Genomic DNA, 23670 nt, shown 5'->3' with positions numbered 1-23670 from the left:
TACAGGATGCGCGAGATCAATAAAAGAGACTGCATCCTTTCGGAGTAATCGCTATCTCCGTCATGTAGCTCAAATTATTTACGGCCCGGACAACGCTTTGAGATAATTTGAACGTAGACGCTGCAACAACGGGGCGCTAGCATTAACAGTTATAACTGCAACGTATCTCAAGGATTTGTCATCATTATGACCCGAATGATTCGCCTGCTGCCTCTGGCGGCTCTCGTCCTGACCGCGTGTTCCATCACCCCGCCGAAAGGCCCGGGTAAAAGCCCTGACTCCCCTCAGTGGCGTCAGCACCAGCAGGACGTGCGCAATTTGAGCCAGTATCAGACGCGCGGCGCGTTTGCCTATCTGTCTGATGAACAAAAAGTGTATGCCCGATTCTTCTGGCAGCAGACGGGGCAGGACAACTATCGCCTGCTGCTGCTGAATCCGCTGGGCAGTACCGAGCTTGAGCTGATTGCCAAACCGGGCGAAGCGCAGATCACCGACAATAAAGGCCAGCACTACACCGCGACCGATGCCGAAGAGATGATCGGCAAGCTGACCGGGATGCCTATTCCGCTTAACAGCCTGCGCCAGTGGATCCTCGGCCTGCCGGGCGACGCAACGGATTATACGCTCGACGACCAGTACCGCCTGAGCCAGGTCAACTACGCGCAAAACGGCAAAACCTGGAAGGTGGTTTACAGCGCCTATGACAGCAAGAGCAAGCCGGCCCTGCCGTCCAACATGGAGCTGACCCAGGGCACCCAGCGCATCAAGCTGAAAATGGACAACTGGATCGTTAAATGATGACCCAGTGGCCTTCTCCAGCAAAGCTGAACCTGTTTTTATACATCACCGGGCGGCGAGCCGACGGCTATCACACCCTGCAAACCCTGTTTCAGTTTATTGACTATGGCGACACGATCTCCATCGGGCTGCGCCAGGACGGGCAGATTCGTCTGCTCACGCCGGTCGACGGCGTTGAGCATGAGGACAACCTGATCGTGCGCGCCGCGCGTCTGCTGATGAAAGCGGCAGACGACGCCGGTCGCCTGCCTGCGGGAAGCGGTGCGGATATTGAAGTTGCAAAGCGCCTGCCGATGGGCGGCGGCCTGGGCGGCGGGTCTTCCAATGCGGCGACCGTGCTGGTTGCCCTGAACCATCTCTGGGGCTGCGGGCTGTCGACGGACGAACTGGCGGCGCTGGGCCTGACTCTCGGTGCGGACGTTCCGGTGTTCGTGCGGGGCCATGCGGCGTTTGCCGAAGGCGTGGGCGAAATTCTCTCGCCGGTGGAACCGCCCGAGAAATGGTATCTGGTCGCTCACCCCGGCGTCAGTATTCCTACTCCGGCTATCTTCAACGATCCCGACCTCCCGCGTAATACCCCCGTGCGGTCAATAGACACGTTATTAAATTGTGAATTCAGCAACGATTGCGAGGTTATCGCAAGAAAACGTTTTCGCGAGGTTGATGCGGTGCTTTCCTGGCTGTTAGAATACGCGCCGTCGCGCCTGACTGGCACAGGGGCTTGTGTCTTTGCTGAATTTGACACCGAGTCCGCCGCTCGTCAGGTGCTTGAGCAAGCGCCGGTTTGGCTGCATGGTTTTGTAGCACGCGGGATGAACACCTCCCCCCTACAGCAGGCCATTCTGGCGCAGACTGAGTTTCGGTGACAACGTCACCCTGTTCCAGACGTTGCATCGCGCTCTTTAATACACCGCCTGGATAGCTATTCGCCTGGCCCGCACAGTTTGCGGCGAACGCTATCCACCACTGGACGCATGCCTGAGGTTCTTCTCGTGCCTGATATGAAGCTTTTTGCTGGTAACGCCACCCCGGAACTAGCACAACGTATTGCCAACCGCCTGTACACTTCCCTCGGCGACGCCGCTGTAGGTCGCTTTAGCGACGGCGAAGTCAGCGTACAAATTAACGAAAATGTACGCGGTGGTGATATTTTCATCATCCAGTCCACCTGTGCTCCAACCAACGACAACCTGATGGAATTGGTTGTTATGGTCGATGCCCTGCGTCGTGCTTCCGCAGGCCGTATCACTGCTGTTATTCCTTACTTCGGCTATGCCCGCCAGGACCGTCGCGTCCGTTCCGCGCGTGTACCTATCACCGCAAAAGTAGTTGCTGACTTCCTCTCCAGCGTGGGCGTTGACCGCGTTCTGACCGTTGACCTGCACGCAGAGCAGATCCAGGGCTTCTTCGACGTTCCGGTTGATAACGTATTCGGCAGCCCAATCCTGCTGGAAGACATGCTGCAGCTGAACCTGGACAACCCAATTGTGGTTTCTCCGGACATCGGCGGCGTGGTGCGTGCGCGTGCGATTGCCAAGCTGCTGAACGATACCGACATGGCGATCATCGACAAACGTCGTCCGCGCGCTAACGTTTCTCAGGTGATGCACATCATCGGTGACGTTGCAGGCCGCGACTGCGTGCTGGTTGACGACATGATCGACACCGGCGGTACGCTGTGTAAAGCGGCTGAAGCGCTGAAAGAACGTGGTGCCAAGCGCGTGTTTGCTTACGCCACTCACCCAATCTTCTCCGGTAATGCGGTGAATAATCTCCGCAACTCTGTTATCGATGAAGTGGTCGTGTGCGATACCATCCCGCTGAGTGACGAAATCAAAGCGCTGCCAAACGTGCGCACTTTGACCCTGTCCGGGATGTTGGCCGAAGCGATTCGTCGTATCAGCAACGAAGAATCTATCTCTGCAATGTTCGAACACTGATCGAACACGGCCAAAAAACCCGCTGCGGCGGGTTTTTTTGTTTATAGTTTTTATTTGTATGACTAATGCCTCCTTCACCTGCCATTCACATGACAGATGATGCGCACATGGATGAAAGATTATTGTGAAAAACGCAACTTCCTCACAAGTTCTCCCCTTCCGCGCCCTCATCGACGCCTGCTGGAAAGAGAAATACACCTCGTCGCGCTTTATTCGCGACCTGATCGCCGGTATCACCGTTGGGATCATCGCGATCCCGCTCGCGATGGCCCTCGCCATCGGCAGCGGCGTGGCCCCACAGTACGGGCTGTACACCTCGGCCGTTGCCGGGATCGTGATTGCGCTAACGGGCGGTTCGCGCTTTAGCGTCTCCGGCCCGACCGCCGCCTTCGTGGTGATCCTCTATCCGGTATCGCAGCAGTTTGGTCTGGCGGGGCTGCTGGTTGCCACCCTGATGTCCGGCGTCTTTTTAATTCTCTTCGGGCTGGCCCGCTTTGGCCGGCTGATTGAGTATATACCCCTTTCCGTGACGCTGGGGTTCACCTCCGGGATCGGCATCACCATTGGGACGATGCAAATAAAAGATTTCCTCGGCCTGCATATGGCGCACGTCCCCGAGCATTATCTGCAAAAGGTCGGCGCGCTGTTTATGGCGCTGCCTACCGCCAACCTGGGCGATGCGGCGATCGGGGTTGTCACCCTGGGCACGCTGATCGTCTGGCCGCGCTTAGGCATTCGTCTACCGGGGCACTTACCTGCGCTGCTGCTGGGCTGTGGGGTGATGGCTATCGTCAACCTGCTCGGCGGGCACGTGGCAACCATCGGCTCGCAGTTTCACTACGTGCTGGCCGACGGCTCGCAGGGCAGCGGTATTCCGCAGCTGCTGCCGCAGCTGGTGCTGCCGTGGGATATGCCCGGCTCTACCTTCACCTTAAGCTGGGACTCGCTGCGCGCGCTGCTGCCGGCGGCGTTCTCGATGGCGATGCTGGGCGCGATTGAATCGCTGCTCTGCGCGGTAGTGCTGGACGGCATGACCGGCACCAAGCACAAGGCCAACAGCGAGCTGGTGGGCCAGGGGCTTGGCAACATCGTGGCGCCGTTCTTCGGGGGCATAACCGCGACGGCGGCCATCGCCCGCTCCGCGGCCAACGTGCGCGCGGGGGCAACCTCCCCGGTCTCGGCGGTGATCCACTCCGTGCTGGTGATCCTCGCCCTGCTGATCCTCGCGCCCCTGCTCTCCTGGCTGCCGCTGTCCGCCATGGCGGCGCTGCTGCTGATGGTGGCGTGGAACATGAGCGAAGCGCATAAGGTTGTCCACCTGCTGCGCCGCGCGCCGAAAGACGACATTATCGTCATGCTCATCTGCATGTCGCTGACCGTGCTGTTCGATATGGTTATCGCCATCAGCGTGGGCATTGTGCTGGCGTCCCTGCTGTTTATGCGCCGGATTGCACAGATGACGCGTCTCTCACCGGTAAACGTCGACGTGCCGGAAGACGTGCTGGTGCTGCGCGTGATTGGGCCGCTGTTCTTTGCGGCGGCAGAAGGCTTGTTTAGCGACCTGGAGTCCCGCATCGCGGGTAAACGCGTTGTGGTGCTGAAGTGGGATGCCGTTCCGGTGCTCGACGCAGGCGGGCTGGACGCCTTCCAGCGCTTCGTTGCACGCCTGCCGGAAGGCTGCGAGCTGCGGGTCAGTAACCTGGAGTTCCAGCCGCTGCGCACGATGGCGCGCGCGGGCGTGCAGCCCATTCCGGGCCGCCTGGCCTTTTATCCAAACCGCGAAGCGGCGCTCGCCGATCTGTAAACCATAAAAAAACGACTCCGAAAGGAGTCGTTCACATATTCTTTAATCCGTTCTGTTAGCTATGCTTATGCTGGTCGCGGCGACAGCGTTTATCGTAGTGACGCACCCACCAGTATCTGTCGCTGACCTGCTCGTGACCGCTTACGCGCGCCCCAGCAAGCCACAATACGGCACCGAGGAAGATGCTCAGCACCGCGCCATGGGCGAAGTATTGTGGGAGGTCAAGCTGCGGTAGCTGGTTTAAGATGGAGTAACCCACGCCGCCGACCATTACGAACAGTCCCAACCCCATCAGCACGTTACCGAGTATCGAAGCGTTTTTGCGTTTCATATGTCACCTCCGGAACTTCTGGGTTGTAAGGGGTAAAGCCCCTATTCCTTGTGTGTAAAGTATAGACAACGCTGCTTTTATGAGTTGCGTCAACGATCACAATTACGTAACGCGCCCAGACAAAAGTTTACAAATAACCGCCTGAACAACATGAAATTCTAATGGTTCAAATCAGTCATTATTCATCTCTTGTGGTTTATGGCGCGGAATTTTGTCAAGCGGCGCGACAGACAGTAAACTACGCGCCAAATCTGGAACCCCTTAGGAACTGAAACGTGACGATTAAACTGATTGTCGGCCTTGCCAACCCGGGCGCAGAATATGCCGCAACCCGCCATAATGCCGGAGCATGGTATGTTGATCTGCTCGCCGAACGGCTGCGCGCCCCTCTGCGTGAAGAACCCAAATTCTTCGGCTACACCTCCCGCGTCAATCTTGCGGGTGCGGACGTCCGCCTTCTGGTTCCCACCACCTTTATGAATCTGAGCGGCAAGGCCGTAGCCGCCATGGCGACGTTTTACCGCATTAATCCGGACGAAATTCTGGTGGCGCACGATGAACTGGATCTCCCCCCCGGCGTGGCGAAATTCAAGCTTGGCGGCGGGCACGGCGGCCATAACGGATTGAAAGACATTATCAGCAAGCTGGGGAATAACCCGAATTTCCACCGTTTGCGCCTTGGAATTGGCCATCCGGGCGATAAAAACAAAGTTGTCGGTTTTGTCCTCGGTAAGCCGCCGGTTTCTGAGCAGAAATTAATTGACGAAGCGGTAGACGAAGCGGCACGTTGCACCGAAATTTGGCTCCAGGATGGCTTAACCAAAGCGACAAACCGCCTGCACGCCTTTAAAGCGCAATAATCCGCGCGCGAAGGCTTTTTTACCGCGCGCCGTGCGGGTTACGTGTATAATAGGCGTAGTTATTTACTTTTCATCAATCGGTTTGAATTAACGGATTGATTATCAAGACATTAAGGTGATTTAAAAATGGGATTCAAATGCGGTATCGTTGGTCTGCCTAACGTCGGCAAATCCACCCTGTTTAACGCGCTCACGAAGGCGGGTATCGAAGCGGCAAACTTCCCGTTCTGTACCATTGAGCCAAACACCGGCGTTGTCCCAATGCCCGATCCGCGCCTGGACCAGCTCGCCGAAATCGTCAAGCCGCAGCGCATTCTGCCGACCACCATGGAGTTCGTAGACATCGCGGGGCTGGTAAAAGGCGCATCCAAAGGTGAAGGCCTGGGCAACCAGTTCCTGACCAACATCCGTGAAACCGAAGCGATCGGCCACGTGGTGCGCTGCTTCGAAAACGACAACATCATCCACGTAAACAACAAAGTGGACCCGGCTGACGATATCGACGTCATCAACACCGAGCTGGCGCTGTCTGACCTGGACACCTGCGAGCGCGCGATCCATCGCGTGCAGAAACGCGCCAAAGGCGGCGACAAAGACGCGAAAGCCGAGCTGGCCGCGCTGGAAAAATGCCTGCCGCAACTGGAAAACGCGGGCATGCTGCGCGCGCTGAAAACCCTGACTGACGAAGACAAAGCGGCGATCAAATACCTGAGCTTCCTGACCCTGAAGCCAACCATGTACATTGCCAACGTCAACGAAGACGGCTTTGAAAACAACCCATACCTGGATAAAGTCCGTGAAATCGCGGCGGCGGAAGGTTCCGTTGTGGTTGCCGTGTGCGCTGCCGTTGAAGCAGACATCGCCGAGCTGGACGACGCCGACCGTGAAGAATTTATGGCCGAAATGGGTCTGGAAGAGCCGGGGCTGAACCGCGTGATCCGCGCAGGCTACGAGCTGCTTAACCTTCAAACCTACTTCACCGCAGGCGTGAAGGAAGTGCGCGCGTGGACGATCCCTGTCGGCGCGACCGCTCCGCAGGCGGCGGGTAAAATCCACACTGACTTCGAGAAAGGCTTCATCCGCGCGCAAACTATCGCGTTTGAGGACTTCATCACCTACAAAGGTGAGCAAGGTGCGAAAGAAGCGGGCAAGATGCGCGCTGAAGGTAAGGACTACGTCGTGAAAGATGGCGATGTTATGAACTTCCTGTTCAACGTCTAAATTAAATTTGTTGTCTCGTGCGATCTCAACATATCTCATGAGAATAACAAAAAACCATAAAATCCACGCACTTGCGTGGATTTTTCATTTCACAACGTCTCAACTAATCTCGTAACAACGCTGTCAAAAATGAGTACATGGATGAGTACAACATTCTTCCATCTTCATTTTAAGTGAGTACAATAACGGTATAATAAATAAACAAGGCCCCGTTATGCTCACCGATACGCAATGCCGCACTGCCAAGCCGAAAGAAAAATTCTATCGACTTAATGATTTCAACGGTCTCTACCTCGAAGTGAAACCCAATGGCAAAAAGGCCTGGCGCTATCGGTTTAAACTCAACGGTAAATCCAGCATGTTTGCGCTAGGTGATTACCCGACGATCAAACTTGCCGAAGCTCGCGAGAAATGCGAGTAAGCGCAAAAGCAGGTCGCGGATGGAGTTAGCCCAACACAGGCTCGTCAGTTAGATAAGATTCGCAAGATCAACGACGCATCCAACACCTTCGAGCTAATCGCCAAAGAGTGGTTGCAGATGAAAGACTGGGCCGAAATCACCAAAACGCGCCGACTGGATATGCTTGAACGAGTGGTTTTTCCCGCAATCGGTAAGCTCCCTGTCAGAGAGATCACCCCACACCACATTCTTAAAATTCTTCAGGAAACTGCTAAACGAGGAGCACCGACAGTTGCCGCTGAAGCCCGTCGAACCATTTCATCAGTTTTCGAGTTGGCAGTAGCGACACTTAGAGCTGATAGTGATCCTGTCTGGTCTGTGCGTAAGGCCCTTCCGGCCAATAGGACACAGCACAAACAAGCACTGAATCCTCAGCAAATTGGAAAGTTACTAAGCTGTTTTGACAATAGTCGTGGCTCATACCAGGTTAACTATTGCATGTGGCTTATGCGGTGGACATTGGCGCGTCCTGCGGAAGCCACCGAAGCAGAATGGACAGAATTCGATCTTGATAACGCCCTGTGGACTATTCCGGCAGCGCGAATGAAAGCCCGCAGAGAACACGTTATTCCCCTTCCCTCCCAGACTGTCAACATGCTCAGAACACTACAGGGATTAACCGGGCATCGGCACCATCTCTTTCCGGGCCGTGATAACCCGCGTGGCCCGATGACATCACACTCGCTGCGTCAACTACTTAAAAGCCTCGGCTGGAGCGGTACTTATAGCCCACATGCAACCAGAACCACAGGAAGTACCCGCTTAAACGAGATGGGCTATCGACCTGATGCTATCGAAGCTCAGCTTGCGCACGCTGATACCAACAATGTTCGTCGCACATACAACCATGCAACTTATCTTGATGAGCGTAAAGTGATGATGCAGGAATGGGCAGATATGTTGGACAAATGGGTAGCGGGATCCGAGTAGAACTTAGTGCACTTAGTGAACCACGAGATAAAACTCATTCCTCAGGATCCACTTTGTGCCAGGAGCGGACATCTCAAATTTGAAATTTGTTAGTGTTTTGAGGAACTGAACAGGGATTGTGAATGTATGTTTATGAATTTTGTCGTCAGCTCTGCCAAAGTTAAACGTGCTAAAGTTGGCTTTTAATTCTCGTGAGGATCATCACTATGCGCATGAATCGTCTTCCCGGATATGGTCTTCCAGAGCTTGCTTTCTGGCCACGACCCAAATTTGAACGGAACACTTGGTCGATGTATAGCCTGAAACTTCGGACCGATGGAACCCTTAATTGGTATCGTCGCTATGTAGATCGCGGTATGCCAGGCCATGCATTTAATGACGACTATGATAATTATGCTGATGCGCGGAAAACGGCAGAAGATCTGAATAACAATGTCGACTTTGACATTGATAAACTCCCTTTATCCCAGCCTGAAAAGGAGTCATTACGTTTAAAAGTGGATAAGGCGCTCACCGCTAAAACGCGGCTGATGGATGAAGAGCAAATGATGCTCAAAGAAGCCATCAGAAGACACTCTAACGATCCGCGCATTTCGCTAGAGGATTTAATTCTCAAGCCTAATGGAGAGAACTTACGCCAGCCTCTGCTTGACGTTCTGAGTGAGATGCCTTATCTACGTTACGTTTTTCTCCCTCGCTTTCAGGTTTGTCTTCGACTCGCCGGCCATAACACCTGGGAATGGTCGAGTAACACCAATTCAAGGGCGGCAAAAATCTGCTATCAAGAACGTATCGCTAGGGGCTTTGGGTTACCAGGTGGGGCTCATTGGGGCAAAACTAAATCAGCGATTCGCTCAATGCTACTTCCGCGCGCCAACCAATTGCTGCAACTTGCCAGCGTAAAACGGATGTTGGATGAAGCCAGAAGGAATGGGCAAAATGTACTTGTCCTAGGCAGCTATGTTTTCTGGTTCGAGGAAAAGAACCAGGTCGGGTGGAGTGTTAAAGAGGTAAATGATAGCGAGATCACCTCAAGGGGCAACGCAATCTGGAAGGAAGGAACAATCATTTCCAAAAATCATGGTCGGATTGTTGTTCTTCCGTATATGAAGGAAAACGGTGAGCAAGTTAAAGGATATACCAAGAACGCCCCGAATGACGGCAAAGCACTTCCAAGACACAAGGATGAATATGTCGAGCTTCCCTTCGAAATTCTTGGCGGTGATTTGATGTTTGACTTATTCGGTGAGCTTAATTATGAATAATTCTTCAACAGTTGTACCCGAAAGGCCTTACTCTAAAGGTTGCCTGATGAACGGACAGTCATCATTGGACTGCAGAGGCACACTGAAATTGGCTACCTTAACATGGGTGATATGCTCACTTCAGGGCAACACTGGTACCCAGATATGCTGACTTTGGATGGCTTGAAGAAATACTGTATAAACATTGTTTACATTATTAATGTCAGTTGTTCGCTCAAAACTGCCGGCCAAATACTGCGATCTCCTGAAGGTGTATCGGCAGCCATTCCGCATGCATGAACAAAATTTGTTTACGGGCTTGGGATCCGTCCATCTATTGGCTTCCTTTGTTTACGCAATGATATAAGCGGGCTAGAGTAATAAAAGCGTTAGGTTTGTTCAGCAAAAAACCAGAAATGGGAATGTGACAATTTAGGGGAAGATGATCTGTGAGTCTCAAGATTCATGACGCACTGCCAGAATTCAAGAACCCAAGTCATTGTAAAATGCGCCCTCTTTTCCCCTGAATGCACACAGTATTCAAGGGAAAAGAGTACTGAAATAATAAATAATTAAACCTTATTCAGCAGATCGTCTTTCGCGAAGACTTAAATCGATCACAATGATTTTTACATCCTTTATCTTTGGATACTTAGGCGAGATAGATAACCAATGTTGAGTTAATGCGTTTTCAAGTTCAGTGAGATTTACTTTCACACCATTAATAACCCAATTCTTATCTGATTGATCTTTACCCTGCCAGATGAGTAAAAACACACCGAAATCGGCTTGATTCTCGCGTAAGTAATCTCCTATCAACTGATTTTCCAAACGCTCACAGAGGTCAGGTCCTGACCAGGATTTATCCAACAGTTTCAACTCAACAGGAATGGGAACACAAACATCGTGATGTTGAAGCCAAAGATCTGGCCTTTGGCTATTAGCAAGTTCAGCTTCCTGAGCGCAGGTGAATCGCCCTTTTGCTGCGTTTTGAATATGATGAGCGACAACAGTGCGCATCTCAGTTTCGCTAGTAATTTTTTGATAGGTTTTAGCCAAACTATCATTACCGCGCTCAAGCCAGTCCTTAAAATCCAGCAAATAATGGACACCCATTTGGTATAGCTGTTCTGGAGAATTAGGTATAAACACCAAACTGGCATCAAAATCTCTAACCTGTTCATCAGTCCAAAGCTCAAAATCAGCATCGGCTAATGCTCTGTTGCGTGCAGCCCTCGTCATCCAATGCATATAATTTTTATAAGGATACTCGTTAATAAGTTCCATCAAAGTGACATAGGTCTCTTTACCCGGAATTTCAGCTAACCACTGAAAAAGCAGTTCACGGGCGCTCTGTGCATCATCTCTGAGCGTTGGTGTGTAGGAGGTGACAGTTGTACGATCCAAATCGTCCTCAGGTTTAATGTATCTTGTCATGAGCAAAAATAATGCTTTTAGGCTCGAAGGTTTACGAACGCCTCCGGTAAAAGAAGTTCTATCTTCACCATGACGGAATTTCCCGGTGAGTGTTGTCACAAAGTGTTGTGCAAATGTACTCGCACTATTTTCTGGTAATTGTTCAAGCCATTTATTTAGCTGTGGTATGGCCTCATCCGGTGAGGTATCGACATATAAGGCAAACCATATTGGAAGATTTCCCTCCACTAGAGGATTAACAATTTTAGCGCTCGCCAATTTTGCAAGCTCAGCAATACTGACTCCACCATTAATCAAGATGCGGATACAACTCCTCAAATTTTTATTTAATTGTGACTCGTTTCCCTCAAGCCAGTGATAAATATGTGAAGCCAGTCCGATATGACTCCACGGGGCCCGGTATAGAATGTCATGTAGAAGTTGATTTATTTCATTTGGTCGATTCTCATTATCAAACTCAAGCTCAATTTCTTTCCAAAGTGCGGCTAACACGATTTTAGGATAAGTCTGATACATCTTTTCCAGCCAGCTAGGAAAGCCGTTCATTTCTTTTGTTAAATACAAAAGGGCATGTTGAACTTCATTCGGTGGAAGATAGCTAGGAAAATCATGGTTCTCTCTAGATTCGATCTCCAGCCCAAGCAATCCAAAAACAAGCTTAAATGGTATCGAAGTAGTTTTTTCGTCTTCAGGCCGATACATCCGCCAATATGCCATGGCTGCATCACGAAACGCACAGGCAACATCCATACCAAATGTTTCAATAAGATCATGCCAGTCATGATTTTTAGCAAGATGATCATGATTATTCTTATTTATTTCCTTGTAGAGCCAATATTGTCCATTGCTGATCTCACCTGTCGCCAGTCCGGGTGGACTTTTTATATCCTTAGGATTTGCTCTAATACGCTTAATCCACTCAATGCGCTCACGCTCATTCTGCGCTCGTTTTTCCTCACCCTTTCGCTTTAAATCAGCCTGTTGCTTGTTTAATTCCTCCATTTCTGGATCAAAAGGAGGATTGAAATATAATTCAACTTTCTGTGCTAACTCATTATGTTGTTCGGACACTTGGTTAATTTCGGATAAATATTGTTCATTATTATTCGACTGAGTATAAATGCGCAGAGCCAAAGACAACGCAACCAGCCGATCATCAAGCAATTCTTTTTTACTAACATAGTTCAAAACTCGCTCAAAACTTTGAACATCAAACTTAAAGAAATGCCCTTGCCATTGGACATGCCAGTCATCAATCAACCTGCGGTTTTTGAATTGAGCTTCAGTCCTTCTGTTCTCTACTGCACGCCAGAAAAGAGCATCGTTTAACTCTGGCCATGCGTGTATTAGTTCAGGCAGTGCCCCTTTATATTCCCGAATATGATCGCCATGCCAATCTCTGATTTGTACAAAAGCCAGAAGTAAATCTAACACTTTTGTCTCTAAGCAAGTGTCCGAGCGTAACAACACCATTTTTTCAATAAGGTCCATGGCTGAAGGTAACAACCACACATTCTCTTTAGATATCCCAATATCGAGTTGTTCACAATAAGGAGGTTGTTTTATTAACGCGTAAAATCCGTCCAATAGCACGATGAATGCTTCTTCATCTTCAAAGGATTGAATGCAAGACGCTTTGTCTATGAAGACCTTAATTCCTTCAACCAATCCTGTCGTCTCAAATGGCCTATAAGGCTCCAACTTCATGAGAGAGCTTAATAAATTGTTTACGTTTCGAATGTCAAACGTTGAGTGATTTACGAGCTCAGCCAAAATACGTCGAGGAAAAATGTTCTGTTTCTCATTCAGATTTTTCCATAGCAACGCTTTAATATCATCTGTTGCCGTTGTCACTAACGCTCTAACTGCGCCTATACGAGAGTAAACATTTCTTTTTTGATCAATTGCGACAGACGTTAATTCTTCAAGGCAAATAGGTTGATTTATTTGCCAAATCAATCTGGTTAAAAAGAAAACAGCATCATCATTTGAATAATATTCTCTGATTAGAGATGATATTTCCTCAACTAAATCATCTTTGGCTATCATTCCAATAGCATCATTATATCTCACATATCTTTCGTCTGTATCATTTGCAATCCGGCTCACAATGCTTTTAAGCATGCTAACTCGTACAGACAGTGGTAAATGAGAAACATCCCCGCCATTGAGTGCTATTTCAGGCTGGATACTTAATGCTTTATCCCTTATTTTATCGTCCATTAAAATCAACCAGGAAACTAATGTACTGAGTCTCGGAGTGATAACCTGCTCACCATACATATCGCGGAATATGAGGGATTCAACGATTCTTCTGGAGTGTCCTTTTTTTAATAATGAATCAAGCCATTTCGCTGAAAGATAATCCCGAATTTCTCGGTGGCGAAAACCAACCATATTATATATCGCATCACTAAAAATACCTCTCTCCAGAAGAGCCCACACATGGGGAGGCTCCCACTCAGCTAAAACAACCTCAGCATTCACACCGTTGCGATCAGTTTGCTTATCATAAATCTCAATGCCACTTTTTCCTGTGAAAGTTACGGCACCTGCAAGAAGAGCAGCACCCTCAAGCGCTTTTGTTGCCTTAAGTGGTCTTGCCTGACGCCTTGAAGGATCGATTTCATCAAGCCGTGTTGCAACATTTCGTTCAAACAGCTCGAAGCGAGATCCGAGTTTTCGTTCCCTACGCCATGTTGAAATCAGAAAATCGAGGTCAAACGGGCGAGATGCCATTGCTTGTAGATTCGCTCGCTCAATTCCATCAACAAATTCAGTCGCGTTATCAACCTGTCTCTGAGCAGCATAAAAGCGAATATCTTCTGAATTTAGAGCATTAAGGCTATAGATGTTTAGAGAATTATCTTTTCTGGAACTGTTAGCAGCGTTTTGAATTGAGAATGGTAAAAAACGCTCAACCATTTCATAATCGGTTGCGAAGCTCCAGGCATAAGGCCTTCCAGAAATATAAATATGAGCTCTGTGACGAGATTTGCTTATTTTGAATGCAAATCGTTTTACCGCCTTTTCGAAAGCATTTGGCGCTACCAGACGAGCCTCATCCACGGAATCCAGAAAGAACCAAGCCTCTTCAGTTGAAACCAGCCAAGCCTCAAACTCTTCAGGAGAGCCAACTTCCAAACCCCAAGCAAAATCCGACTCATTCAAATCTTCTATGCGAATAAAAAAAGCTAATTTGCCACTTTGCTTGATGATTTCAGCGCGAGAGCGCATTTCAACGGTCTTGCCTGCCCCTGCAGAAGCAAGAATCACAACCCTATACTCATCCTCAAGCTGAGACCATTTTATTGATCCCGATGAGGCCCCCATGGATGTGGATACTTCATCTTCATCACCAAAGCTATCCTGATGGACTGCAGTAAAGGATCGGTCCAACGAAATGATGTCTAGTTTCATCGGTTTTACCATTCGCGTAGTTAAGAGTGTAACAACTAAAGTACTGCCTTCAATTTGTTGATACAACAGCAAATATCTGGCTCAGCTCGCAAAAAAATCGAGATCGCTTGATGCTCTGGCTTAGGACATCGACGAACTGAGAAACATGTAGAAACCATCCCCCACTTTTGAACAATCGCCACACGCCATATTTTTCAACATAGAGATAAGAGTAGTGACCTGCCCCCAGGATTAGATACAACCTTCAGTTAGTAATGTCGGTTGGTTTTTCTTCATATTTCCTGTTTCGCCAGTCCGTTGCGAATTCAGCTGGTGTTTGGTAATCCAGCGATGAATGGGGACGGCACTCGTTATAATCCTGCCGCCAGTCATTAATCGTTTTCCGGGCATGAAGAATATCGCTGAACCAGTGTTCATTCAGACACTCATCGCGAAAGCGTCCGTTAAAACACTCAATAAATCCGTTCTGCGTTGGCTTAACTGGCTGGATAAGCCGTAGTTCCACACCATGCTCAAAGGCCCATTGATCGAGCGCGCGGCAGGTAAATTCCGGGCCCTGATCGGTTCTTATTGTCGCCGGATAGCCCCTAAACAGCGCGATGCTGTCCAGAATACGCGTGACCTGAACGCCTGAAATACCGAAAGCAGCGGTGATTGTCAGACACTCCTTCGTGAAATCATCCACACAGGTCAGGCACTTGATCCTCCGACCGTTGGCCAGTGCGTCCATAACGAAATCCATCGACCATGTCAGGTTCGGCGCATCCGGGCGCAGAAGCGGAAACCGTTCGGTTGCCAGCCCTTTACGGCGTCGTCTGCGTTTAACGCTCAGTCCATTAAGGTGGTAAATACGGTATACCCGCTTGTGATTGACGTGAAGGCCCTCCCGACGCAGCAGCTGCCAGATGCGGCGGTAGCCAAAACGCCTGCGCTCCAGTGCCAGCTCAGTGATGCGCCCTGATAAATGCGTATCAGCTGCCGGACGCTGAGCCTCATAGCGGCAGGTAGACAGGGATAAACCTGCAGGCACGACGTTGCGACAGACCGGTCGCATCCCACATAAACTCAACGGCTTCCCGCTTCTGGCCTGTCGTCAGTACTTTCGCCCCAGAGCCACCTGAAGTGCCTCCTTATCCAGCATGGCTTCGGCAAGTAGCTTCTTGAGGCGGGCGTTCTCCTCTTCAAGAGATTTAAGCCGCTTCACCTCAGGAACTTCCATGCCACCAAACTTCTTGCGCCAGGTGTAGAAAGTGGCATCGGAAATGGCGTGCTTACGGCAGAGCTCACGGGCAGAAACTCCGGCTTCCGCTTCGCGAAGAATACTGATGATCTGTTCGTCGGAAAAACGCTTCTTCATGGGGATGTCCTCATGTGGCTGATGAAGACATTACTAACATCGGGGTGTATTAATCAACGGGGAGCAGGTCAGATGTTACGTGCATATACAATTATAGTCGATATTGTCGTTATTATTCAGACTAGGAAGATGTCACACCAGGGATGCCCCCGCAATTGTTCGAGGAAGAGGGATTAGTGTACCTAGTGTCAGAAGCGTGGAGGACAGCATTGTAATTCGCCCATCATCGACGTTCACCTCATCGAAAACCACCGCACGCATATTTTCATCCAAGTCAATCGAGCCTCGGCCAAACGCTTTATGATGAATCGCGCACAGCGCCAGACCCTTGGGTACTTCGTAAGGGCACGATAATGTCCTGCAGCTGCTGTTCCGCCGTACCTGTAACAACTCGTTAAGAAACTCATCGTTCTGCATCTCTTAGGCAGTAATGAAAATGCCTGCGACAGCTGTCCGGCAAACACGACCGTTTACAGGATCACCATCATGTAGACCTGTGCTCGCTCTTGTCGGCCGGTGGCTTGGATTGCCCAGAAATGAATAACAGATGTGTACTGACAGATTATGTCAGTCGCAGTTGATATGTTGCCTAGATTCAGATTCATACTGAGGGATAGCCAAGTGGCGAAAGGCTCCTGGAATGCCGCACTATTTGCAGGGATCATAACGATTCATGCTTCGTCGTGTTTTCTCGTTCTCTCTTTTGGATATTCCTATGGTAACATCGTAAAAACAGGTAATTATACCAGAAGTCAGCATTCTTTAGAATGCATGAAAGATCTCCAAATAAGGCGTTTAACTGCCCCATTTAGGAATCTAATAAATTGTTATACGTGATTCCAGTGCGTGCTAATGCCAGCTCAATACAACGAACCATCAATCGCGAGGATGGATTGAATGAAGTGGTCAGTTTTACCTTCACTCCATGCCCCCGCGAGCTGACTTAGGGGGAGAATATTGAGAATTCAATGTAGTGGAAACTCAAAGCGCCAGTTCTGGTGTACAGGCTGGCAAAAAAACAAAATGACTGGATCAATACGGATATGACTAATAACGCGCAGAAAAAAAACAACGAGACGAACGAAATCATCATCGACTTGTTCGCCCCCAATCTTCCGGGCAGTACCAATGAAGGCGACTTAATCCAGAAAGCGTTGCTTACTCAGTTGGTTGAAAGCATTCGAAGCTCGATTACTCTCCCTAAATCCAACAATCCATCAGGGCTTGCCCGATTTATTGATGAATCAGGCCGTAATGTGTTCTTTGTGGATGGTACTCGCGGTGCAGGTAAAACAACTTTTATTAATAGCGTGGTCAAATCACTGAACAGTGGCACAGATGATGCCAACATTAGCATCAAGTGTCTGCCGACCATCGACCCTACCAAGCTGCCGCGTCATGAGCCCATTCTGGTCACAGTGACCGCCCGTCTGAACAAAATGGTATCCGACGAGTTAAGAGGAGATTGGTCGTCGAATAACCATAAAAAACGAAAGGAAGAATGGCAGAGTCACCTTGAACAGCTCAAGCGCGGTCTTCATCTGCTGACTGACAAGGAATACAAGCCGGAATATTTCAGTGACGCTTTGAAGCTGGATGCCCAGCTTGATTACTCCATCGGTGGCCAGAATTTATCGCAAATCTTTGATCAATTGGTTGAACGTGCGTGTGAAATTCTCGGCTGTAAGGCCATTTTGATCTCGTTTGATGATATCGATACGCAGTTTGATACGGGTTGGGATGTACTTGAATCTATTCGAAAATTCTTTAACAGCCAGAAATTGGTGGTGGTGGCGACCGGGGATTTGCGCCTTTATTCCCAGTTGATTCGCGGTAAGCAATACGAAAATTACAGTAAAACTTTGCTCGATCAGGAAAAAGAGAGCGCCCGCTTAGCCGAACGGGGCTATATGGTGGAACACCTTGAACAGCAATATTTGTTAAAACTGTTTCCAGTACAGAAGCGTATGCAGTTGAAAACCATGTTGCAACTGGTGGGAGAGAAAGGACGAGATCAAAACTCTGAAAAGATTAAGGTTTTATACAGTAAAACCACAGATGGAATAAAGGTCAATACTGTTAGGAGTGCTTTGGAGAATATTGTTTCGAATGGTTTGAACATACGGGTTGGCTCCGATCTTGATATGTATGTTGATGAGCTTTTGAAGCAACCGGTTAGGCTGTTAATGCAGGTGATGCAGGATTATTACTCTCGTTTGCATGTATCTGGTATATCTGAAAGTGTTTTGCTGAGGGATTCGTTATATGGAGCAATGCTTAGTAGTATTTATAGGGTGGGTTTGAATTATGAGCAGCATCGGTTTGGTATGGATTCTTTGTGTGATGATATGTTTAGCTACTCACGTCAGGATCAAGAGGTTAATACCGGATTTTATCTTCGACCTCAATCAAGTTCTGAAGCTCTCAGGAATTGCTCTGTTTATTTATCCTCTCAAGTAAGTGCTTTGTGTGGAGGAAGTCTTTCACGAATACTTCAACTTATGCTGGTTGGATGCGGCAGTGTCAGTCTCTTTGATCATGTGAAGAAGCGACTTGGAGGAGATGTAGAGAAAACTCGACCAAGTATAGATGTAGAGTTTAAGTCATATATGTCAATTGGTCGTCGTGAAAGTGTTACCAATTGGGCGAATAGAAGTTGTGCCGTTATCTCTGATGATGGGTTGCCATCCCAATCAGCAGGTGTATATCTTGGAATGATACAAGTAAATAAAAAAAATCGTGGTGAGAAAGGGGTGTACAAAGCATTAAATATAAATTCAGAAAATGGATTGGCGAAGCTTGCTGTTGCAGCCTCTCTTAGCTCCTCATTGACGCCAGCCCCATCAGATTTTCTGTCTGTTTTCAACCTAATTGGCGCCATTGCTGATCTAGCGGATATTGATACGAATAACCTAGTGGAAGATGACGCTAGCTCAGAAACAAATATGGGCGAGCAGGTATTTAATAAGGCTTTACTGAAGGTCTTGGCGAAGCCCACTTGTGTTGCGCCTATATGGTCTAAACATATGGATAAAGGCACAGTCGAAGAGGTGGAAGATCAGGACATTGTTAGTGAAAAGGAAATTAGTGAAGCAATGACGGCGCTTATTGTTTGGAATCGTCTTGTTCGTCAAGAGTCACCAAAAATAAAACCTTCCTCTATATTGATTGGTAAGATATGGACTCGATTATTTTTTAATTTGTCCTCTATATCTGAAAAGCATAAAGCGTTACTTGGTGGTGATGAAGATGCGCATCAAGGAAAATATGCAAAATATACCAATGCTGCAAAAATTATGCGATTTAATATATTAGCATTCCTTCACGCGGTACTGGTTGAAGAAGATGCTTATCATCGGATTGACGAGAACTCATTGTCTAGTATTTCTGTTAAGTTTAAGCAAAATCCTGTTACATCCGTTGGTCAATTCGTCACCAAACTGGATTCAATAGGGGATTTAGGCGGGTTGATAAAAACCCATCCGATTTTTTATCTCATTATAAAGTGCCCGTTAATACATCCGTTTCTTTTTCCTTTTGGTGGGATTAATTCGGCCGATACGCAACTCCTCCAGCAAGAAAAATCCTTTCTTAATTGTTTGGATACGATTATTGGCGGAGAATTCAGTAAGAATGTGGATTTCGATAATATGGAAAAAAATGATCCCTCGTTTTCAGGTCTGGGGATTAGAAACTTGCATGTCACCAGTATTGCTGCTGCTCCATATGATTCAAAATCGGCAAAGAAAGATAAAACATATTCGTCAGATAATGGCCAAGATTAATCTGTTTAAGGAACGGATATGGAACGCTTTCTTCTTAACTCAACAGTACTGTTGGATCGGCTAAGTAACGTATCATTGGATGAGGTATCACTTGATGACAGGGTGGAATCATCCATATTCCTTGCTCAATACGAACAAACGCGTAGTTTGCCTGATCATGTAGCCAAATCGGCTTGGTCATCCCTGGAACAGCAACTCAAACAGCGAAATATGAAACTTGGTCCGGTAGCGGCCTTACGCCTGATCGCGGAAAAATTTGTTAAAAACGAGAAAGATGGCCCCAGAACCGATCTTGCTTTATTCTCGGAATGGCAAACTCTGATGAGCCGTGTGTCGTGCCTGCCGGTTATGGCGTGTCATCAGGTCATTAATCCTGGATCTGCCAGTCAGGAATATTGTTTTCACTGGCCTTTGTACCCTTATCACCCGACTGTTGAGGACTACATTACCCGTGAACGCCTGCACGAAACTCACCAGCATCTGAATGGTAGTACCAGTGCGGAAGAGTGCTGGCTGGATGCACTCAGGCACCCAGAAGTGGCCGTCAGAGATTTCGATAAGGGATGGGTCTCGCAAGAGATGAAACAACTCTGTGGCCAGATTGATTCCTCACTGACGCCCAAAACCTTCCAGGATCGTTTGCAGGTTGCCAACAATATTCGCGAAATCCTTTGTCGGGTAGCTCAGGGCATGGAGTTGCCAGAGTGGATGACATCATTGCAGCACCCACAGCAGTTGGCGAACAGCACAATTCTGCATCAGGGCATGGAGCATGAGTTTGCGACGATTTGGCCAACGGACCGCAAATATAGTCAGGAATCTGAATTTTGCTGGCTAACCGGGGTATTGGAAAAATGGCGGTATGGTGCGCCCGAAGGATTGGAACGACTGCTTTGGATTTACCTGCTGATTCAGAACCAGTATTTGACGCTGCTAGTTCAGAGAGACGATTTTTTCGGTTTTGATCAGTTCCAGAAATACACCATGACGGAGCTGAGAGAAGAAACCGAGAAATCTTATTTGTCTCGTTTCAAACATGCACATGGCGCCGGTATATATTCTCAGGTGCGTTATCTGGAAGGACGCTTTGCTCCAAAGAGCGACCCCAGCAAAATGCAAAAACTGCTCTTCAGCGTTTTGCGTGGGTACTGGGAATACCTCAAATGTCATATGTCCATAAATTGGGAGCATTCCCAGCCACTGAATATTACTCAGGTGCTCGATAATCTTGAGCAGGTTAAGCCTGGCAGTATATGTGCCGAGCTGGCACTAGTGCCGCACTTTATCAAGAAAAAGCCCAAAAAAGATGAAGTCTATCCCTACGCGTTTCTGTTCAAGGATTTGAAGAATCAGGCTGCTATTCTGATGGACATCCTGAATCATGAACCACGTTTGACAAAATGGATTAGAGGAGTAGATGCCGCAGCTAATGAGATGCACGCTCCACCGGAGTTGTTTGGCCCTTTGTTCCGGGTACTAGCCAAATCCGGTATTGCTCATTTTACCTATCATGTTGGCGAGGACTTTCCGCATCTGATTAGTGGTATTCGATCAATTGATGATGCTTTGAGATTTTTGCCTTTGCGGAATGGCGACCGTCTTGGTCACTGCACGGCGATTGGCATCACACCTGGCATCTGGAAACGCTCTTTGCCATTGTCTTTGTCCATGACCAAAGAAACGAGATTGCTCGATTTGGTGTTTATCTGGAGAGAACTTCGAAGTCATCCGGAACTGCTGCGTTACGCTAGTGATGCAGCGATTGAGGCGGTTCATTTGGCACATGAGGTTTTTTCGCTAGAAGAAGAAATCTCGATTACCACCCTTGATCAGGTGTTTGAGTTGAGGGGGGTGTTGGCAGAATCGGAAGGCCTACTGGGTGAATTGGATGGGCCGTTGAAAACCAAATCCCTCTGGTTGGAAGAGTTCGAGCATGCTAGAGAGTTGGCTAAAACTGCAGGAATGAAAAGACCACTAAAGTTGTATAAGCAATGGCTTACATCTGACAATGTGCGAAAGCAGCGTGCAGAGTATGTTGAAGTTGCCCTAGAATATTTGCCGGATGAAGCAGTTGTTGCATTACAACAAGCTGTGATGGCAAAAATGGCAGGCCGAAACATAGCGATTGAGTGCCCTCCGACCAGCAATACCCGTATCAGCCAGTATCGAGATGTCAGCGAACATCATATCTTTCGCTGGATGGGCTTGCCGAATGAAGTGATTGAAGGTGATGTCCCTATGTCTATTTGTCTAGGATCTGATGATCCTGGGATCTTCGCAGCGGATTTGAAATCCGAGTTCTATCATCTGTTCGTTGTGTTAACCCGAAAGTTCAGTTTGTCGCCAGCAGAGGCTTTGAGAAAGGTTGCGGAAGTGAACGAGAATGGACGAATTTTTCGCTTTCACGATGCCAAGTAGCGCTCGTACATTGGGGTTTGATGACATAGCACTTTGCTGACTATCAAGCAAGCCAACTCCAAAATGAGTACAAAAATGAGTATGCTGAAGATAAAATTTTCAATAAAAAATAAATATCAATAAGATACAATTAATGTCACGGTTCAACGTCTAAAATTTAAGGTTTATGGGGAGCTTCGGAGCTCCATTTAAATCCAAAAATAAAATCCACGCCGGTGCGTGGATTTTTTTATGCGTTAGATACTTGAGACGTTGCGTTCACAACACTGTAGCGGGAAAAGTCCCCTTCCCGCTGGGTCTTTGGGCAAAGGGCGGGCCAGTTATTCTTCCACACCCGCAGCAGCGAATTCAGCGTAAGTGCATTACGGATGCCGAGCTTACGAAGCGCTTTTACCTTATGCGAGCTATACGTTTTTCGGTTGAAACACAGCAGCTCGGCCATGTCATCGGCGTCAGATTCTCCGCACATCACCCTAATCGCCCACTCTTCTCTCTCGGTTAATCGCGATCTCCCCAGAGCATTGACCCGATGGCCAGCCAGGTAATAGGCATATGTCTCCAGGGGCACATCGCGGTTAAAATAAAAACTGCGGCAGTGCAGCAACGCGCTGTAGGGATCGAATATTCTGTTTCTTCGCAATTCACCAGAATCAAAAATATACGCCGAGCGTAGCCCGGTATCAAAAATGACCAGATGGCGGGTATTCACAGCCGACATCTCTTCCGCGATAGCCTTCAGCCCCCCGATAAAATAGTTATCATTTGAAATAATTCGCACCTGTCCGTCCGTTTTAAATTGCTGAATTATAGAAAGGCGCCCTCAGTGGCGCCTTGCGTTATTAATTAAAGACTATCTGGAACAATGCTCCATCAGAACAAACAAAGCGTCGTTGCATTTCGCTGGAGCGCGCATATAGGCTTCAGGCGAAAAAATCTGCAGCGGCAGTCCCGCATTCGTCAGTACGGTGAGATTATAAGGAGACGTTGTGTCCACCCCTTTTGTCTCGCAGATCTCTTTATATCGCTGAGGAACGGAAAGTAATGAACAGAAGATATCGTAACGCTGTGCATCTGTGCCCATTCGTTCGGAGATCAGGTCTTTTACGGCCTGCGAATTGTATTTAAGAGCGTTAATACTCTCAATTTCTGCCGCCGTGAGCTTATTTTCACCGATCGTTTCCCCCAGCCAGCGCTTGATGCAGGCCGAGGCGTTCGTGCCCGAAACGTCACCGCGCTGGATAGCCTCGGTCATCTTTTCCGGCTGCTTTAACGCGGCGTTGATCGTCCGAATTTTATCCTGCTCGAGGCTTTCCCTGAACATACCGGCCATATAATCCGGATTGTTGTCCATGCGTTGCGTCATGGCCAGGCGTAGCGCTTCCGCCGTAGCCGGTTGGATAGTATTCAGCTTCGGGCTACCCGCAGCCTTACTCTTATTCGGCAAAAGCGAGCCTAGCGCCGAGGCAACGTGCCGCAGACCGGACTGAACGTACCTGCCCATCGTTTCCAGCGAGTTTGCAACACATTCCAGACAGGAAAGAAAGCCTTGCTTAATCGTTCTCAGGCCATCGCCCACGGCGGTCGTCACGGAATGTAAAACGCTATGATCTATTTTTCTCGGCTCAAAGCCGGAGTTAATTGGCATGGACACCATAAATATACCTT

General features: G+C 48.5%; 13 protein-coding genes and 3 pseudogenes. 10 read left to right on the top strand and 6 right to left on the bottom strand.

Annotated features, from left to right (window positions below):
• The first annotated feature begins 186 nt into the window (after positions 1–186).
• The 4 genes from lolB (at position 187) to dauA (ending at position 4542) form a co-directional block, all read left to right on the top strand.
• The gene (lolB, locus tag DBY73_RS13385) at positions 187–798 is read left to right on the top strand and encodes a lipoprotein insertase outer membrane protein LolB (RefSeq protein ID WP_112011607.1); all 612 of its coding nucleotides are present in this window, start codon (positions 187–189) and stop codon (positions 796–798) included.
• Positions 795–1664: a 4-(cytidine 5'-diphospho)-2-C-methyl-D-erythritol kinase gene (gene ispE, locus DBY73_RS13380; protein ID WP_112011606.1), complete on the top strand. Its 870-nt coding sequence runs from the start codon at positions 795–797 to the stop codon at positions 1662–1664. The genes lolB and ispE overlap by 4 nt, the downstream gene beginning before the upstream one ends.
• Before the next feature lie 126 nt (positions 1665–1790).
• The gene (gene prs / locus DBY73_RS13370) at positions 1791–2738 is read left to right on the top strand and encodes a ribose-phosphate diphosphokinase (protein WP_003856663.1); all 948 of its coding nucleotides are present in this window, start codon (positions 1791–1793) and stop codon (positions 2736–2738) included.
• 124 nt (positions 2739–2862) lie between these two features.
• A complete protein-coding gene (dauA, locus tag DBY73_RS13365; protein WP_112011605.1) occupies positions 2863–4542 on the top strand; it encodes a C4-dicarboxylic acid transporter DauA in 1680 nt (559 codons plus the stop codon).
• A 55-nt stretch (positions 4543–4597) separates the two neighbouring features.
• On the opposite strand, the gene ychH is transcribed toward dauA, so the two are convergent.
• A complete protein-coding gene (gene ychH / locus DBY73_RS13360) occupies positions 4598–4873 on the bottom strand; it encodes a stress-induced protein YchH (protein ID WP_112011604.1) in 276 nt (91 codons plus the stop codon).
• Positions 4874–5148: 275 nt separating this feature from the next.
• Here ychH and pth point away from each other — a divergent pair, with 275 nt between their 5' ends.
• The 4 genes and pseudogenes from pth (at position 5149) to DBY73_RS13340 (ending at position 9609) form a co-directional block, all read left to right on the top strand.
• A complete protein-coding gene (gene pth / locus DBY73_RS13355) occupies positions 5149–5733 on the top strand; it encodes an aminoacyl-tRNA hydrolase (protein WP_112011603.1) in 585 nt (194 codons plus the stop codon).
• A 126-nt stretch (positions 5734–5859) separates the two neighbouring features.
• Positions 5860–6954 (top strand): redox-regulated ATPase YchF, encoded by a 1095-nt coding sequence (ychF, locus tag DBY73_RS13350; protein ID WP_112011602.1) that lies wholly within the window; start codon positions 5860–5862, stop codon positions 6952–6954.
• A gap of 214 nt (positions 6955–7168) precedes the next feature.
• Positions 7169–8344: pseudogene (locus DBY73_RS13345) on the top strand (integrase arm-type DNA-binding domain-containing protein).
• Between the two features lie 206 nt (positions 8345–8550).
• Positions 8551–9609, top strand: coding sequence for a hypothetical protein (locus tag DBY73_RS13340; protein ID WP_112011601.1), 1059 nt, complete (start codon positions 8551–8553; stop codon positions 9607–9609).
• A gap of 558 nt (positions 9610–10167) precedes the next feature.
• On the opposite strand, the gene DBY73_RS13335 is transcribed toward DBY73_RS13340, so the two are convergent.
• The 3 genes and pseudogenes from DBY73_RS13335 to DBY73_RS22330 form a co-directional block, all read right to left on the bottom strand.
• On the bottom strand, positions 10168–14445 hold the full coding sequence (locus tag DBY73_RS13335; protein ID WP_146745770.1) for a hypothetical protein: 4278 nt from the start codon (positions 14443–14445) through the stop codon (positions 10168–10170).
• Between the two features lie 244 nt (positions 14446–14689).
• Positions 14690–15802, bottom strand: a pseudogene (locus tag DBY73_RS13330) (IS3 family transposase).
• 231 nt (positions 15803–16033) lie between these two features.
• Positions 16034–16147: pseudogene (locus DBY73_RS22330) on the bottom strand (HNH endonuclease); the annotation flags it as partial.
• Between the two features lie 698 nt (positions 16148–16845).
• On the opposite strand from DBY73_RS22330, the gene DBY73_RS13315 reads away from it, so the two are divergent.
• A complete protein-coding gene (locus tag DBY73_RS13315; protein ID WP_112011598.1) occupies positions 16846–19587 on the top strand; it encodes an archaeal ATPase in 2742 nt (913 codons plus the stop codon).
• An 18-nt stretch (positions 19588–19605) separates the two neighbouring features.
• Positions 19606–22005, top strand: a complete 2400-nt coding sequence (locus tag DBY73_RS13310) for an adenosine deaminase (RefSeq protein ID WP_112011597.1) — start codon at positions 19606–19608, stop codon at positions 22003–22005.
• 229 nt (positions 22006–22234) lie between these two features.
• Here DBY73_RS13310 and DBY73_RS13305 read toward each other — a convergent pair whose 3' ends face one another.
• Together DBY73_RS13305 and DBY73_RS13300 are read right to left on the bottom strand one after the other, a co-directional pair.
• Positions 22235–22783 (bottom strand): response regulator transcription factor, encoded by a 549-nt coding sequence (locus DBY73_RS13305; protein ID WP_112011596.1) that lies wholly within the window; start codon positions 22781–22783, stop codon positions 22235–22237.
• 72 nt (positions 22784–22855) lie between these two features.
• Positions 22856–23659 carry a hypothetical protein gene (locus DBY73_RS13300; protein ID WP_112011595.1) on the bottom strand — a complete coding sequence of 268 codons (804 nt, stop codon included), beginning with the start codon at positions 23657–23659 and terminating at the stop codon, positions 22856–22858.
• Positions 23660–23670: the final 11 nt, after the last annotated feature.

Source organism: Enterobacter sp. RIT418 (genome assembly GCF_003057745.1).
In the GTDB taxonomy this organism is placed as follows: Bacteria; Pseudomonadota; Gammaproteobacteria; order Enterobacterales; family Enterobacteriaceae; genus Enterobacter.
Note: the sequence above shows the minus strand (reverse complement) of the source record. Positions and strands in the feature narration are given on the sequence as shown.

Excerpts from the sequence above, each read along its gene's own strand:
- lolB (WP_112011607.1), top strand. The coding sequence starts at position 187 with ATGACCCGAATGATTCGCCTGCTGCCTCTGGCGGCTCTCGTCCTGACC.
- ispE (WP_112011606.1), top strand. The coding sequence starts at position 795 with ATGATGACCCAGTGGCCTTCTCCAGCAAAGCTGAACCTGTTTTTATAC.
- ychH (WP_112011604.1), bottom strand. The coding sequence starts at position 4,873 with ATGAAACGCAAAAACGCTTCGATACTCGGTAACGTGCTGATGGGGTTG.
- ychF (WP_112011602.1), top strand. The coding sequence starts at position 5,860 with ATGGGATTCAAATGCGGTATCGTTGGTCTGCCTAACGTCGGCAAATCC.
- DBY73_RS13340 (WP_112011601.1), top strand. The coding sequence starts at position 8,551 with ATGCGCATGAATCGTCTTCCCGGATATGGTCTTCCAGAGCTTGCTTTC.
- DBY73_RS13335 (WP_146745770.1), bottom strand. The coding sequence starts at position 14,445 with ATGAAACTAGACATCATTTCGTTGGACCGATCCTTTACTGCAGTCCAT.
- DBY73_RS13315 (WP_112011598.1), top strand. The coding sequence starts at position 16,846 with ATGACTAATAACGCGCAGAAAAAAAACAACGAGACGAACGAAATCATC.
- DBY73_RS13310 (WP_112011597.1), top strand. The coding sequence starts at position 19,606 with ATGGAACGCTTTCTTCTTAACTCAACAGTACTGTTGGATCGGCTAAGT.
- DBY73_RS13300 (WP_112011595.1), bottom strand. The coding sequence starts at position 23,659 with ATGGTGTCCATGCCAATTAACTCCGGCTTTGAGCCGAGAAAAATAGAT.